The following is a 14,896-nucleotide window of genomic DNA, read 5'->3' on the forward strand; positions in this document are numbered from 1 at the left end:
TGTATGATGGGTGTTGTATGATGAATCACATAGTTTACCTGAGCGACACAGAGGGCTCGGTTCCACCCTCTGCCACTGAAAGGGGGGTGACAAACAGGTGAACGACAGAGATAGGTTTGATAAATTCACAGAGCGAGCCAGAAAAGTCTTGAGTCTCGCTCAAGAAGAAGCTCAACGCTTCCAGCATAATTATATCGGTACAGAGCATCTCTTGCTGGGCCTGGTGCGCGAAGGCGAAGGGGTGGCAGCGAAAGTTCTGGCGAATCTCGGCGTCGAACTCAACAAGGTTCGCAGCGCCGTTGAATTTATAATTGGGCGCGGTGACCGCATCGTTCTTGGCGAAATCGGTCTGACCCCGCGTGCCAAGAAAGTCATCGAACTGGCTGTTGACGAAGCTCGTCGCCTCAATCACCACTATATCGGCACAGAGCATCTCTTGCTTGGTCTTGTGCGTGAAGGTGAAGGGATCGCTGCTGGCGTTCTCGAAAGCCTGGGTGTCAACCTCGAAAAAGTTCGTACTCAAACCATACAGGTGCTCAGCCAGTCTGGCGCGCCGCATGAGCGCGAGGCGAAACATTCGAAGACCCCCACCATCGACCAGATGGGCATTGACCTGACAGCCGCCGCTCGTGCCGGAACCCTTGATCCCGTCATCGGGCGTCATCAAGAGATCGAACGTGTCATCCAGATCCTCTCCCGCCGTAACAAAAACAACCCCGCACTGATCGGTGAACCGGGCGTTGGTAAAACGGCTATTGTCGAGGGACTGGCTCAGCGTCTGATCTCAGGCGAAGTACCGGAAACGCTCGCCGGGAAGCGTTTGCTCACCCTGGATGTCGGCTCCCTTGTGGCCGGTACAAAGTATCGCGGTGAGTTTGAGGAACGGCTGAAAAAGATCATTGAGGAAATTCGCAACAGCCGCGACTGCATCATCTTCATTGATGAGGTTCATACCCTCGTAGGTGCCGGTGCCGCAGAAGGCGCGGTCGATGCCGCGAATATCCTGAAACCGGCTCTTGCCCGTGGAGAGCTGCAATGTATCGGTGCAACTACTCTCGATGAGTATCGCAAATACATTGAACGTGATGCCGCACTTCAGCGGCGCTTCCAGGAAGTGATAGTCCGCGAGCCTTCGGTTGAGGAAACCGTGGAGATCCTGAAAGGTATCCGCGAACGCTATGAGCAGCATCATCGTCTGGTGATCACAGACGAGGCGCTCAAGGCCGCAACCGAGCTTGCCAGTCGATATATTACTGATCGCTTCATGCCCGATAAGGCCATCGACCTGATTGATGAGGCCGCCAGCCGCGTTCGCATGCAGAACTCGCTCGCTCCTCTCAATCTGAAAGAAGCGCTCAAAGGGCTGGAGTCCGTTCTGCGTGAGAAAGAAGCAGCCATTCAACAGCAGGAATATGAGCTTGCTGCTGAGTTGCGCGACCGCGAGGTCAAGCTGCGTGAGCGCATTGCCAAGCTGGAATCTGGCTGGCAGAAAGAGCGTGGCAGCGAAAAGCCTGTCGTTGGCGAAGAGGAAATCGCCCAGATCGTTTCGATGTGGACAGGTATCCCCGTGATGCGTATCGCTCAGGAAGAGTCTCAGCGCCTGTTGAAGATGGAAGAGGCCCTTCACGCTCGCGTTATCGGCCAGGATGAGGCCATTGAGAAGATTTCCCGCGCTGTACGCCGCGCTCGCGCCGGTCTGAAAGATCCCAAACGCCCGATTGGCTCCTTCATCTTTATGGGACCAACTGGCGTCGGTAAAACCGAGCTGGCAAAAGCACTCGCCGAGTTCATGTTCGGCAGCGAGGAATCTCTCATTAAGATCGACATGTCAGAGTTCATGGAGCGTCATGCAGCCGCACGTCTGGTCGGCGCACCTCCGGGCTATGTCGGTTATGAAGAAGGCGGCCAGTTAACTGAGGCGGTCCGACGTAAGTCCTACAGCGTGATCTTGCTCGATGAGATCGAGAAGGCTCACCCCGACGTCTTCAATATGTTGTTGCAGATCCTTGAAGACGGCAAATTGACCGACGCGAAGGGTCGCACCGTTGACTTCCGAAACACTGTCATTATCATGACATCCAACGTTGGCGCTTCCCTGCTGAATAAGGCTGCCGCTATCGGCTTCCACCAGACGAAAGACAGGGAAAAGGTTGAGCACGATACAATGGCAAGCAAGGTGATCGGCGAACTGAAGAACACCTTCAAGCCAGAGTTCCTGAACCGTATTGATGAGATTATCGTCTTCCATTCACTGCGCAAGGAAGAGATGTACTCAATCGTGGATCTGCTGCTCAACCGCGTCCGTGCACAGCTTACTGAACAGCAGATTGAGCTGGTCGTCCCGTCCGCTGCGAAGGACTTCTTGATCGAGAAGGGCTTCGATCCTCAGTATGGCGCACGTCCGCTCCGCCGCACTATTCAGAGTCTGGTCGAAGACCAGCTTGCTGAAGGCCTGCTGCAAGGCAAGTTCCGCCCGGGCGACCTCGTTGAAGCCGTGATTGAAGAGAAAAAGCTGGTTCTCAACGTGCGTAAGCGCGTCGAGCCCCTCCCTCCGGGAGCAACTCCTGAAGCTGCTCTCTCGGCAGGCGGTGAGGGAAGTTCCAGCCCAGAATCCTAGTAGAAACCAGAGGGGTATGTTGTACCTGAACATACCCCTCTTCTCTCTTACCCGTTTCTTCAAAACCTCTTGCCGGTCTTACATCCTCCAATTGGAAAAGATGTATGTCGGTTTCCGTCTCGCACGGGATTTCCAGAATGCGTCCTTCTTTGTTGTATCGCGGTCTCTCTCGTCAAGTTGAAATAGATTGAGTAACCATGCCGAAAACTCGAACAAAATACGTCTGTCAGCAATGTGGTGGTGAGCAGAGCAAGTGGATGGGGAAATGCCCCGATTGTGGCTCCTGGAACACACTGGAAGAGGTTGCCGAGCTACCGGCGCAGCCACGTCGTCAACCCCTCCTTACCGGTTCGTCATTTCTTTCACAGGGGACCAGCGCTCCGGTTGCTTTGCCACATATTCAGCCGTTGACACAAACCCGTATTTCTGTTGGCTATTCAGAAATGGATCGCGTGCTTGGTGGTGGTCTGGTTGCTGGCTCTCTGACATTGGTCGGGGGCGAACCTGGTATCGGCAAATCCACGCTTCTCCTTCAGGTGTCCGGCCATATTTCCCGGTCCTCCGGTCCTGTCCTCTATGTTTCAGGCGAAGAGTCCGTCGAGCAGGTGAAGATGCGCGCTGAACGGCTTGAGATCACAGGCGAACAGTTGTATCTTCTGGCTGCGATTGAGCTGGATGTCATCGCCGAAACCGTTCATAAGCTCAAGCCCGCTCTGGTCATCGTCGACTCCATTCAGACCGTCGTTGCCAGCCACCTGACCGCCGCTCCCGGCAGCATCAGTCAGGTGCGCGAGTGCACCGTCCAGCTCATGCATCTTGCAAAAAGTACCCATGTGCCTATCTTTATCATCGGCCATGTGACCAAAGAAGGCACGGTTGCCGGTCCAAAAGCCCTTGAACATATCGCAGATGCCGTACTCTACCTTGAAGGCGAACGATATCACTCCTATCGTCTGCTCCGCGGCGTGAAAAACCGTTTCGGACCCACCCACGAAGTCGGCGTCTTTGAGATGCATGGGGAGGGCTTGCTTGAAGTGCCTAATCCTTCAGCAGCATTCCTCTCTGATCGTGCCTCAGGTGCTACCGGCTCCGCTATTGTGGTCAGCATGGAGGGCACCCGACCAATTCTGGTGGAGGTACAGGCCCTTGTCACTCCAACCAATTATGGCATCGCCCGCTGTAACACCAACGGTATCGAACATAGCCGCCTGCTGATGCTGCTGGCTGTTCTAACCAAGCGTGTCGGTCTTCCTGTCAATAATCAGGATGTCTATGCGAATGTCGTTGGCGGCTTCTCGCTGGAAGAGCCCGCGGTTGATCTTGGCATCGCAGCAGCCATCGCATCCAGCTATCGCGATAAAAATATCCCGGATGATCTGGTGCTGATTGGTGAGGTGGGACTTTCGGGCGAGTTACGGGCGGTCAATCGCCTGCCTCTGCGCATTCGTGAGGCGGCCAAACTGGGCTTCAAGCGCTGCATTATTCCTTCAGCAGGCAAAGGGTCACAACTTCGCACTGAGCTGGAAGATGCGGGACTCCCACCAGACTTTACGATTATCACTGCTAGTACTTTAGGTGTTGCATTAGAGGTGCTCTTCAATCTTTCATCCCAGGATTGAGCAGTCTTTTTCAACATCACTTGCGATCGATTTAGCGATTACATTACACTAGTAATGAGGAAGGCAATCGGTCCTTCCACTGCGAGATGATAGTGAACGTATGACTTTTGCAGTACGACACACCGTTTTCAGCACGATGATAGCCTTACTATGGTTGTTGCGTCCCGTCCTGAAAACATGTATACTGCATAGTCGATATAGTAAATTTTCTGCTCAACAGGCACGGTTTCTATGATTTATCACAGCAAGCGAGGCAACATGTTATCTGCAATCATTCTTCTTCTTTTCATCACCGTTCTCGCCTGCATTTACATCGTCGCGCCTTTTGAGCATGAAACCATGTATCGCATCTATTGTGTTTTGCGACGGAGGATGCAGGGATGTCCGTTAACAATGTGTCACGTATTGTCGGGTGCCTCATTGCCATCGGCACCATATTCAGCTACTACATGTGGCAGCTTTCCCATGCCGTACCGGGGAAAGAGTCTCTTCCCTGGCAGTGGATTATTGGTATCGCGCTTATCGCCGGGGTCTTTGCCTTTGTAATCACCCCATACGTTACGGTCATTCCGTACGTATGGATGCGCGATAAAATTCGGAAAGCAGCCGCCAGCGATCTGGTAGCTGCCGCCATCGGCCTGACCGTTGGCCTGATTATCTCGGCCCTTCTGGCTATTCCTCTCAATAGCCTGCCAGAGCCACTGGGACATCTGTTGCCCTTTGTCGGGGCCGTGCTGTTCGGCTGGCTCGGTGTGGCCTCTGCGGTTATGCGTAAAAGCGATCTTGCCCACCTTTTTCAGGGCATGTGGCAACGCCGCCGCGACCGCGATCGCGATGAAGAGAATGAACGCGACCGCAAGAAAGATCGCGACAAAGACAAGGCTAAAGCGCAGCATCCGCCCTCTCCCATTCTACTGGATACCAGCACGATCATTGATGGCCGGATCGCTGATATCAGCCAGACCGGTTTTATTAGCGGCACACTCACTGTTCCACGCTTTGTCTTGAATGAGCTTCAACGCATCGCCGACTCCGCTGATACCATGCGTCGCAACCGGGGACGCCGTGGTCTTGAAATTCTCAATCGGCTTCAGAAGGATGCCACGGTGCCCATCGAGATCATTGATACCGACGTTGAGGGCATCAATGACGTTGATGGCAAACTGGTCAAGATGGCAAAAGACCTGCATTGTCCGATCATTACGAATGACTTCAACCTGAACCGGGTAGCCGAGTTGCAGGGCGTCAAAGTTCTGAATATTAACGAGCTCGCCAACGCGATTAAACCGGTGCTGCTCCCCGGCGAAGATCTGCATATCAAGATTATGCAAGATGGCAAAGAGCTCGGACAGGGCGTCGGCTACCTTGATGATGGCACGATGATTGTCGTCGAGAACGGACGCCAGTATATGAACATGACGATCGAGGTGACCGTCACCCGCGTGCTGCAAACGGTCGCCGGTCGTATGATCTTTGCCCATCCCAAGCAACCACAAAGTCAACAGCAGACGAACACCGCCTCTCCTCCCTCGGTCCCTCAGGCGACCAGACAGAGACAGGCATAAAAAGCAAACAGAGCAACCCATTCAGAGGCACCCCGCAGCGGGTGCCCTCTTTCTCTTTCAAACCCTACTGGAGAAAGGAAGCGATTCAAGAAGAGCATGAATACAACAGCCGCCGCTGTTATCGTTGCCGCCGGGGCCAGTCGTCGCATGGGGCGCGACAAGCTCTGGATCCCCCTTGCTGGCCGTATTACTCTTGCCCGCACCCTTGATACCTTTCAGGAGTCCCCTCTGATCAGCACGATTGTCATTGTGACCAGCGAGGAGCGTCTCTATGACGTACAGCAGCTCTGCCAGCAGGAACGCTGGCATAAAGTGATTGCTGTCGTTCCCGGCGGCCAGCGAAGGCAGGATTCCGTGCGCCACGGGCTGGATGCGCTACAAGAACATGTACCCGGCTGTCGCTGGGTAATGATTCATGATGCCGCCCGCCCCTTTGTCACATCTGCTATACTGGAGGAAGGCCTGAAGGCCGCGCAGCAGACGCAAGCCGCTATTGCTGCTGTCCCGGTAAAAGATACGATCAAGCAGGTACGAGAAAATGTGATTGTCGCGACACCCGACCGCTCGCAGCTCTGGTCGGTGCAGACACCTCAGGTCTTCTCTTTCCCGCTGATTTATGAGGCCCATCACGCTCCCGAAGCACAAGACGATATGACCGATGATGCAACTCTGTTGGAGCGTCTGGGACACCAGGTAACGATCTTTCCCGGATCATATACCAACATTAAGATTACAACACAGGAAGATCTCCTCTTCGCCGAAATCCTTGTTCGAGGTCAGGAAAAATGACAATGCGTATTGGTTTTGGTTTCGATGTTCATGCGTTCGTCAAGGATCGTCCGCTGATCCTCGGAGGTGTGACCATCCCTTATGAGTTCGGCCTTTCGGGTCACTCCGATGCAGATGCGGTGCTTCACGCGATTGTAGATGCCATGCTTGGCGCAACCGCTCAGGGCGATATTGGCTCTCACTTTCCCTCAGAAGACCCCCGCTGGAAAGATCAGCCAAGCACCGTCTTTCTGGAATATGCCTATGAGCTGATTCGCAAGCAGAACTGGAGAATCAGCAATATTGATGTCACGATTGTGGCGCAACGCCCGAAAATGGCTCCCCACACGCCCGCGATGCGCCAGCACATCGCCAGTGCCCTGCGGCTTGAGCTCGATCAGGTGAGCGTCAAAGCCACTACGACCGATAACCTCGGCTTCACAGGCCGCGGCGAGGGCATCGCCTGTTACGCCACCCTCCTGGTAGAACGATAGATAGAACCACGAAGAGGCCGTCTCTCCTACCCGGAAGGCGGCTTTTTCTCTTTCCGGGCCTGTGTGCTTCATCCTTCTGCATGCACGACTATAATAGAAGAAGAAAGATTGAAGAAGGAGCTGCAACTTATGGTAGATTTCACAGGACGCGTTCTGGTTCTCGGCGCCAGTGGCGCTACAGGCCGCATTGTTCTCTCCTCACTTCAAGCAAAAGGCATTCACGCTCGCGCTTTTGTACGCAGCCCACAGAAGGCCCGAGGACTGCAATCACCCACCACAGAGATCTTCGTTGCTGATATACTCGATTCCGCAACATTACGGGAGGCAATGGACGGATGCACGGCCGTTATCAGTGTCATTGGCACGCGTTCTATGAGCGATCGCAGGGTGATTGAGGAAACTGAACATGCCCTGCTCGTTCGGGCAATCAATACGGCCAAAGAGGCAGGCATACACCACTTTATCCTCTGCTCCTCAATGGGCACACAACAACCCGAACGCATCCCGCCTCTGGCACATATTCTTCGAGCCAAGCACAAGGCCGAAGAGGCACTGATAAGCAGTGGCCTGACCTATACCATTATTCATCCCGGTGGCCTGACCGATGATCCGGGCGGACAAAGTATTCTGGTTTTTCCTCATCCCCTCCCGACAGATGGTATGATCCCACGCGCCGACCTTGCCGAGGTACTGGTACAGGCGCTCATCCAGCCGGAAGCCGCCAACAAAAGTGTCGATGTGATCATTTGGCCCGATCAGGGACCAGCCACACGCCCACACCTTTTCGCATAACCTGAAACACGTTACCTGCTTGTTCTCTACTGCCGATGCCTCCATACATGGACCCCATCCGTATACTAATAGAGGATTCTATTTCAGGAGGTAGAAAAAAGCGCTATGACAAAACTCAGACATTTGAAGTGTGAGGCCTGCCGCGCCGATGCTCCCAAAGCCACCGACGCTGAAATTGCTGAATATATGAAACAGCTTCCCGATTGGACAGTTATCGAGCAAGACGGGATTCGTCGCCTTGAACGGGTCTTTACCTTCAAAAACTTTGCTCAGGCTCTGGCATTCACCAACAAAGTAGGAGAGCTGGCAGAGGAAGAGGGACATCATCCCTCGATCGCGCTGGAGTGGGGTCGTGTCGGTGTTGTCTGGTGGACACATGCGATCCACGGGCTTCATCGCAATGATTTCATTATGGCCGCGAAAACTGACAAGGTCTATGATTCTATGCATTAAGCATGGGTGCCCTTCCCTCTGGCGGGTTTGATCCGGGAAGGGCAACAAACATTTATCCACATCTATCAAATAGACAGGTATAGTAAGAAGAGAAGGAGGTTTTCTACCATCATACGTCGGAGAGAGCGCTATGCTACCAGAGGCAAAAACTATTCTCGTCGTTGGCGCAACCGGTAAGCAGGGCGGAGCCGTCACGCATCATCTTCTCGCACAGGGCTGGAAGGTACGCGCTCTAGTACGTGATCCCCGCAAACCAACCGCGCGCGAACTCCTTCAACGCGGCGTAGAACTGGTTCCCGGCAACCTTGACCAAACGGAGACGCTAAGCGAAGCCCTCCATGGCGTTTACGGCGTTTTCAGCATGCAGCCAGACACGCTTCAGAATCCCGCGACCGAGATCACCCAGGGCAAGCGACTGGTGAACGCCGCCAGTGCACAGGGCATACAGCACTTTGTCTATAGCTCGATTGGGGGCGCCGACCGCAATACCAACATCCCTCATTTTGAAAGCAAGTGGCAGATTGAACAATATATCCGCGCTCTCAACATTCCCGCAACCATTCTCCGGCCTGTCTTTTTTATGGATAACTTTCACACAATGTTTGGTTCAGCCATTCAAGAGGGTGTCCTTGCCTGGGCACTTCCTGCCGAGCGCCGTCTACAGATGATTGCCGTCGCAGATATCGGTGCGTTCGCGGCTCTGGCATTTGCGCAGCCACAGCGCTTTCTCGGCCAGGCGCTGGAACTTGCGGGTGATGAGCTTTCTATGCTTCAGATTGCCGAAGCCTTTAGCCGCGTGCTTGAAAAAGAGGTACACTATGTAGAAATGTCGCGCACACAGGGTTACAGCCCTGAGATGGTACGCTATCTCGATTGGCTCAGTACCAGTGGTTTCAGGGCAGATATCCCGGCGCTTCGTGCCATTTATCCGGAACTTATGACCTTCGAGCGCTGGCTTCACGTCACCGGATGGGGTAGCAAGAAGGTTCCTCGCAAAGAGCATAGTACGGCGCGTCAGCACTCATCACGCCGCTGACGCCACTAGTGGTATTACTCGGCTGCCTCCTGCGAGGAGAGAGGGCTTATTCCGCTTTTGCGACCTTGACGTCCTGCTCTTTGGTGTCCTTTGGTGAATCAAGGAGTAGCTTCCGTGCGACATCGCGAGGAGATGTGGGCACATCACGCAGATCACCAACAATATCGTCAACTTTCAGGTCGGCCATCAGCTTGTCTTTCATCACCTTTGCCTCGCCGACCACTTTTCCCGCTCCCTTGCCCATCTTCACCAGATGCTTGGGCCCAAATACGGCCAGCAGGAGCAAGATCAGAATAGCCAGATTTAAATAATGCATCAGTATCACCCCCTGTCCGCAAAAAAGACTGTTCCTCGTGTCTGTATTGTATCATACTGACAAGCAAGAATCCGAGTAAGAACAGCACAAAAATTGAGCTGTTTTCCCGTTCATATACATGAGAGTAGAACGCTCTTCTTACCGGCCCAGGTTTTCCCCCATACCCCCTTTTTCTGGGCTCGCCGATCAAGCCTTCCCCAGGGTGATGATCGGTCTCTTTTTGCGCATCCTACCCATTTGGCCTAATAGGGTACAGCACAACCGATAGCGTGATATCATTAGTAATACAATAACAAACAACAACACAATAACATAGATTTTTCTAGAAAATGCAGAATATGTATAACCAACCGAGCAAAGGTCGAAAGAAAGCCATTATCACAGCTCTCTTTCTCTTTTCCCTTGCAGGCTTACTCGCAGGTTTTACATTTGGTGCTGCCGGAAAAGCGCTCTTTCCTGCCGCAAAACCGCAAGCATCACAACCTGTAGCTCAAACAACCGCCACCACGACACCGGTTTCTGGCCCGAAGGTGCCGCTCAACTGCCCCGTTGTTGACGAAACGGCTTACAGCGGTATCGCGAACGGGGCCATCCAATATACCTTCAAGGCCCATGCGGTCGATAAATCGGGAGAATGCGCCAAATCGGGAAACCCCATCGAGTCCGGAGGGATCACCTGTAAGCTCTGGCTTTCCGAGCATAAAAATGGGCGCATCCAGATTCCCAGTAACCTCTGGCCTCCCGACAAGGTCAAGGAGCCACTCCCCGGTGAAATCTCTGGAGCTCTGGTCTTTGATCCCGGCACACCACAAACCCAGATGTGCAACGAAAAGGGGCAAGGTCATTGGAAGTTTGGCGTTTCCGCCAGCACCAAACCGGGCAAATACTTCCTTGTGATTATCACCGACTGGGACGGCACCTATGCAAACTGGAGCTGGGTTGAGTTTACCGTGACCAAAGAGAAGTAGCGCTCAAGCATGCTCTCTTTCCGATTCCCTACCTATTTTGGCTAATGCAAATAGATAAAACTCTTACCTTCCGGCCCACTCATGATATGATGGTAAAAGGTAAGTGGAAAGTTTATTTTGTGCAGGGAATTTCAAGAAGAAAGCGCGTAGAGCATGCAACCAATAGTACCATCACAACCTGGCCCGCATACGCCACCACCTCACGGCTATTCAGGGCAAGCACAACAGAACGGCAAGAGGCCGAATAAACCACAAAGCGCTGTACTCATCGCCCTTATTTTATTTGCGGTTGCTGGCTTACTCAGTGGCTTCACTATTGGTGCGATCAATCGCCCACAGTCAGCAAATCAGGCAAACACAAAATTGACACCGACGCCATCAACCACAACAGTGCCAACGGCAACCGAAACGAAAACAGCGCCAACCCCAACCCCTACTATCGACATTCTGACGACAGGTTTCGGCTGTCCAGCAGGCAAACTTTCATCCTATGGCCTTATGGAAGGCGATCAAACCCAACTGACTGCCGATATGCAAGCACAGAAGAAACCGGTCACAGGGAGCGGCACCTGTAATAGTCCTGAAGAGCTACACACGGCAGGTATCGCCACCCGTCTCTGGCTCACTAAAAAGGACAGCGACTTCAATAAGAAGCTGGTTGAGCTGACAAACGCACCCTGGGCCTCAAATGACCGCATAGGTCAGGCCTTCCCCGAGGAGATAGAGAACGCCCTTGTTTTCGATCCCTCGACCCCACAGGTGCAAAAGACCGACGATCAAGGACATATTCAATGGAAGTACACAGTAGCACCTACGCTGCCCCCGGGCAACTACTATGCCGTTTTCTTTATGAGTTGGGAAGGGAAACGCTTTAACTGGACATATCTTGAATTAATTGTGGCTCCCAAGAAATAAGCAGCAAGCGTGCATCTCTCAGTAAGATGCACGCCTTTTCTTTTCTCACTACTGAAGTCAATCACCTCCCGCCAGGAGGCTTGTGTCTGAACTCCACCGCACCTCAGCCTTTTCACAGGGGCTGCTTTGTCCTCTTTGTCCGACACATCAGGGACAAGTGACACGTGCCCCATTCTCGCCCGGTCCTGTCGGACGGGAAGCGTTCTCCGTTCGATGCGTGTGGCAATTCGATGTGCGACCCGCTCTTGCTACATGCTCTTGATGGCTCCCTCCGAAGAAGAGCGGGTCAATCATTCCGAAGAGATTGTCATATTTGAGAGGAAGACGCTGCTATTCTCGCTTTGGCGCGCTTGAACATTATGAGCCGCTACTGAAGTGAACGGATAATCCCCCGAACCAGCGCGGTAAACTTCGGACGTGCCGCGTTTGCCGCTTCAAGCACCTCCTCGTGGTTGACCTCGGCCTCTTCATCACCCGTGGCCTCATTCGAGATCAGGCTTAACCCGAGCACTCGCATGCGCATATGCCGCGCTACCACCACCTCAGGCACCGTCGACATACCGACAGCATCGGTTCCGATGGTGCGCAAAAAGCGAAGCTCGGCTGAGGTCTCATAGTTCGGGCCCGTCACCATTGTATAGATACCCTCCTGCAAGGTCAGATCGGGCCAGGATTGTGCGACCGTGCGAGCCACCTCACGCAATTCCACATCATAGGCATGGGCCAGCGGCGGGAAGCGTTCACCAAAGCGCTCATCATTGGGACCAATGAGCGGGTTTAATCCGGCCATGCCAGGGAGGAAGATATGATCTTTCAACAGCATAATATCTCCTGTGGCATATGCGGGATTAACCCCGCCTGCGGCATTCGTCACAATCAGGATTTCGGCGCCAAGCAGACGCATCACCCGAATCGGGAATGTAATTACCTCGGGAGAGTAGCCCTCATAGAGATGAAAGCGCCCCTGCATGACAACCACAGGCACGCCTTCCAGCGTCCCAAGTAACAGACGCCCCGCATGTCCAATCACGGTTGAACGGGCAAAATGCGGAATCTCCGCGTATGGAATAGCGGTCGCGTCGACCAGTTCCGCCGCCAGATCACCCAGACCGGAGCCCAGAATCAGAGCCACACGGGGCTTCAAGGTTGTTCGTGCCTGAATAGCACGCACCGCCTCGGCAACATTCTCGTACTGCATCATTGACAACACCTTTCACTACCGAAATACGCGGGAAAGCGAGCCTTCCCATCCAGCCATCATTGTAGCAGGTCTGCCGTTATGGGGACACGCATCAGAAAAGGAGTGCGGCGTCTGAAGCACGCAGGCATATGTCAATCACAGGGAAAGATGCTATAATGAACTTGCTTCTTGATGTTTCAAGTACAAAGGTAGAATGCAGCACACGGATGAGAAGAAACCGTGTCCATGATAAGGAGATTTTGTTAAAATATGGCAAAACTGCACGACATGTTTACACAGGCACGCCGGGCGCAAAGTGGTGCAGGGATGGGCTTTCTGGGCAAGAACAAGCCCGATTCAAAAGCTCATGCCGCAGCGCTTGTGATTGAGTTTCCGCAGATCGTCGCAGGAAACGCCGAGGCAGCCTTAAAAGCCGGAGCTGATGGCCTGCTTTTTACCTGGAACGGTAAAGAGAATGGTACTCTGGAAACAGTAAAGCAAGAGATCGAAGCCGCAAAGTCTTACAATGATGATGTGGTCAGCGGCCTGCGCATCACAGGCGGGTGGGAGCACCTGAACCGTGAAAGCTTTGCCCACATCAAGGAGCAAGGGGTGCAATACGTCGTGCTGCCACTCACGGCCCCTGCCCACCTCCTGACCCTGGAACCGAAAGACATCGAAAAGGTCGTTACAGTTCCGATGCGCTCAGAAGAACTATTCCCGCTCTTCATCAGAACCTTGAGTTCACTCTTTGGCATCACTGCTGTTGACCTGGACTTTAACACAAATGGCACGCTCAGCATTGAAGAGACGCTACGCTATCAGGCTGTCCGTGAGGCAGTTCGTTATCCCTCGTTCCTTCGTGTCTCGGGCGAGCTGGACCGCGAACGCGCATCACTGCTCAAGCTACTCGGCATTCAGGGCGTCATACTGCAAGCTCAGGCCGACGAAGCGGCAACCCGGAAAGAGCTCCAGGCTGTCCGAACGCTGCTTGAACAGCTCTTTGAAGAAGATAAAGACACAGGGACACAGCCTTTTGGTCGCAACACGAAATAAGCGATGAGGGCGGTCGAATGATCGCCCTTTCTTCTCTCTACGAGAGAAATGACTTCCAGTGCTGTTGCTTCTCTTTACTTGGTGATGCCGAGATCGCCGGAAGTCGTGACAGAGTGGGGTGCTTGAAGAAGTGCGGGCGCGGAACACGACGCAAGAGGTCAAGGGTCAACTCCCAAACCCGCTCGGGATTCTCATTGTTGCGCCAGTAGTAATAGCAGGCGACCTCGTCAGGATCTGCACCGAGTAACATCTTAAAAGAGGACTCTAGCTGCTCTTCATCGCCAGCACTGAGATTATAGTTCTGTAACCAGAGCTGGCTCTGCTTCTCATACTGATGCGCGATTGAGACCAGCGTCTGCCCCCACTCGGCCACCTTTGTCACATCCTCATTCAAGAGCTGCCAGAACAAGTGACACCCGATAATATCCAGTTGGGGGATAGCTGAGGCCAGCTCTTCGGCCAGGTCCAGATCTTCGGGAAGCAACACGACAGCCGTCTTTGCCCCGGGCTTTGCCTGCTTGACGGTCGCGAACATTTCTCCAAAGAACTCAATCATCGAGCGACGCCGAAAATGAGGAAGGTCTGCGATATCAGGACAGAGTGCCCGACAGACAGAGCAAAAACAGGTGATATCAGGGCCACGCGGCTCATCAATCAGGATGCCATCAATGGGGTAGTTCTTGAGAAAGTATTCGATCTCTTTGAAGATGAACGAGCGAAATGGCTCATGGTTATAGCAGGTCTCGCCATGATAGCGCCCATGCCGATCTTTGACCCGGGACTCCATATTCCGAAACGTAAACCAGCTTGGAGTATGTGCAGGACCGGCAAACAGATTTCCATAACGCCCGAGGCTCAGGAACACTCGCAACCCAAGATCCCGTGCTATCTGTAACCCGCGCTCCAAATCTCGCGCCCAGCGTTGCTCTTCCTGTTCATGAATAGCATACACAATGTTTGTTGCGCCCGTTGCTCGTATGCGCTCAAAATCGCGCTTCACCGTTTCCGGGTGAAAGAACGGGTGGAAGTATGCAACAGTTATATCCATAAGTCCCACCAACACTCCAGGTATGATTTATACTCTAAAATTCCTACGACGATTGAGGCATCATTTATA

At 53.3% G+C, this 14,896-nt stretch carries 14 protein-coding genes; 11 read left to right on the forward strand and 3 right to left on the reverse strand.

The features are described 5' to 3' along the window. The first annotated feature begins 97 nt into the window (after positions 1-97). The 8 genes from EI42_RS03070 (at position 98) to EI42_RS03105 (ending at position 9,344) form a co-directional block, all read left to right on the forward strand. A complete protein-coding gene (locus EI42_RS03070; protein WP_111318690.1) occupies positions 98-2,617 on the forward strand; it encodes an ATP-dependent Clp protease ATP-binding subunit in 2,520 nt (839 codons plus the stop codon). A 197-nt stretch (positions 2,618-2,814) separates the two neighbouring features. Then, a complete protein-coding gene (gene radA, locus EI42_RS03075; protein WP_111318692.1) occupies positions 2,815-4,236 on the forward strand; it encodes a DNA repair protein RadA in 1,422 nt (473 codons plus the stop codon). 380 nt (positions 4,237-4,616) lie between these two features. Further along, entirely contained in the window at positions 4,617-5,801 is a 1,185-nt protein-coding gene (locus tag EI42_RS03080; RefSeq protein WP_170142308.1) for a PIN/TRAM domain-containing protein, read from the forward strand. Between the two features lie 96 nt (positions 5,802-5,897). Beyond that, entirely contained in the window at positions 5,898-6,590 is a 693-nt protein-coding gene (gene ispD / locus EI42_RS03085) for a 2-C-methyl-D-erythritol 4-phosphate cytidylyltransferase (protein WP_111318694.1), read from the forward strand. Positions 6,591-6,592: 2 nt separating this feature from the next. After that, positions 6,593-7,063: a 2-C-methyl-D-erythritol 2,4-cyclodiphosphate synthase gene (ispF, locus tag EI42_RS03090; protein ID WP_111318696.1), complete on the forward strand. Its 471-nt coding sequence runs from the start codon at positions 6,593-6,595 to the stop codon at positions 7,061-7,063. 129 nt (positions 7,064-7,192) lie between these two features. Further along, positions 7,193-7,855, forward strand: coding sequence for an SDR family oxidoreductase (locus EI42_RS03095; RefSeq protein ID WP_111318698.1), 663 nt, complete (start codon positions 7,193-7,195; stop codon positions 7,853-7,855). 105 nt (positions 7,856-7,960) lie between these two features. Further along, complete coding sequence (locus EI42_RS03100) at positions 7,961-8,308, forward strand: 4a-hydroxytetrahydrobiopterin dehydratase (RefSeq protein ID WP_111318700.1); 348 nt, start codon at positions 7,961-7,963, stop codon at positions 8,306-8,308. A 130-nt stretch (positions 8,309-8,438) separates the two neighbouring features. After that, complete coding sequence (locus EI42_RS03105; RefSeq protein WP_111318702.1) at positions 8,439-9,344, forward strand: NmrA/HSCARG family protein; 906 nt, start codon at positions 8,439-8,441, stop codon at positions 9,342-9,344. Between the two features lie 46 nt (positions 9,345-9,390). Here EI42_RS03105 and EI42_RS03110 read toward each other — a convergent pair whose 3' ends face one another. Continuing rightward, complete coding sequence (locus EI42_RS03110; protein WP_111318704.1) at positions 9,391-9,660, reverse strand: twin-arginine translocase TatA/TatE family subunit; 270 nt, start codon at positions 9,658-9,660, stop codon at positions 9,391-9,393. Positions 9,661-9,998: 338 nt separating this feature from the next. On the opposite strand from EI42_RS03110, the gene EI42_RS03115 reads away from it, so the two are divergent. Together EI42_RS03115 and EI42_RS03120 are read left to right on the forward strand one after the other, a co-directional pair. Then, positions 9,999-10,628: a hypothetical protein gene (locus EI42_RS03115; RefSeq protein WP_137686105.1), complete on the forward strand. Its 630-nt coding sequence runs from the start codon at positions 9,999-10,001 to the stop codon at positions 10,626-10,628. A gap of 153 nt (positions 10,629-10,781) precedes the next feature. Then, the gene (locus EI42_RS03120) at positions 10,782-11,543 is read left to right on the forward strand and encodes a hypothetical protein (protein ID WP_111318708.1); all 762 of its coding nucleotides are present in this window, start codon (positions 10,782-10,784) and stop codon (positions 11,541-11,543) included. 367 nt (positions 11,544-11,910) lie between these two features. Here the strand turns inward: EI42_RS03120 and EI42_RS03125 are convergent, their stop codons facing one another. Beyond that, positions 11,911-12,741, reverse strand: a complete 831-nt coding sequence (locus EI42_RS03125; RefSeq protein WP_111319557.1) for a purine-nucleoside phosphorylase — start codon at positions 12,739-12,741, stop codon at positions 11,911-11,913. 252 nt (positions 12,742-12,993) lie between these two features. On the opposite strand from EI42_RS03125, the gene EI42_RS03130 reads away from it, so the two are divergent. Continuing rightward, positions 12,994-13,779, forward strand: coding sequence for a hypothetical protein (locus EI42_RS03130; protein ID WP_111318710.1), 786 nt, complete (start codon positions 12,994-12,996; stop codon positions 13,777-13,779). Between the two features lie 37 nt (positions 13,780-13,816). Here EI42_RS03130 and EI42_RS03135 read toward each other — a convergent pair whose 3' ends face one another. Next, positions 13,817-14,827: a hypothetical protein gene (locus EI42_RS03135; RefSeq protein ID WP_111318712.1), complete on the reverse strand. Its 1,011-nt coding sequence runs from the start codon at positions 14,825-14,827 to the stop codon at positions 13,817-13,819. Positions 14,828-14,896: the final 69 nt, after the last annotated feature.

It is taken from the genome of Thermosporothrix hazakensis (assembly GCF_003253565.1).
GTDB lineage: Bacteria > Chloroflexota > Ktedonobacteria > Ktedonobacterales > Ktedonobacteraceae > Thermosporothrix > Thermosporothrix hazakensis.

Bases quoted from the DNA above. Each gene is read 5' to 3' on its own strand.
- EI42_RS03130 (WP_111318710.1), top strand. From the start codon at position 12,994: ATGGCAAAACTGCACGACATGTTTACACAGGCACGCCGGGCGCAAAGT.
- EI42_RS03095 (WP_111318698.1), top strand. From the start codon at position 7,193: ATGGTAGATTTCACAGGACGCGTTCTGGTTCTCGGCGCCAGTGGCGCT.
- EI42_RS03115 (WP_137686105.1), top strand. From the start codon at position 9,999: ATGTATAACCAACCGAGCAAAGGTCGAAAGAAAGCCATTATCACAGCT.
- EI42_RS03125 (WP_111319557.1), bottom strand. From the start codon at position 12,741: ATGCAGTACGAGAATGTTGCCGAGGCGGTGCGTGCTATTCAGGCACGA.
- EI42_RS03100 (WP_111318700.1), top strand. From the start codon at position 7,961: ATGACAAAACTCAGACATTTGAAGTGTGAGGCCTGCCGCGCCGATGCT.
- EI42_RS03110 (WP_111318704.1), bottom strand. From the start codon at position 9,660: ATGCATTATTTAAATCTGGCTATTCTGATCTTGCTCCTGCTGGCCGTA.
- EI42_RS03135 (WP_111318712.1), bottom strand. From the start codon at position 14,827: ATGGATATAACTGTTGCATACTTCCACCCGTTCTTTCACCCGGAAACG.
- EI42_RS03105 (WP_111318702.1), top strand. From the start codon at position 8,439: ATGCTACCAGAGGCAAAAACTATTCTCGTCGTTGGCGCAACCGGTAAG.
- ispF (WP_111318696.1), top strand. From the start codon at position 6,593: ATGCGTATTGGTTTTGGTTTCGATGTTCATGCGTTCGTCAAGGATCGT.
- radA (WP_111318692.1), top strand. From the start codon at position 2,815: ATGCCGAAAACTCGAACAAAATACGTCTGTCAGCAATGTGGTGGTGAG.
- EI42_RS03120 (WP_111318708.1), top strand. From the start codon at position 10,782: ATGCAACCAATAGTACCATCACAACCTGGCCCGCATACGCCACCACCT.
- EI42_RS03080 (WP_170142308.1), top strand. From the start codon at position 4,617: ATGTCCGTTAACAATGTGTCACGTATTGTCGGGTGCCTCATTGCCATC.
- ispD (WP_111318694.1), top strand. From the start codon at position 5,898: ATGAATACAACAGCCGCCGCTGTTATCGTTGCCGCCGGGGCCAGTCGT.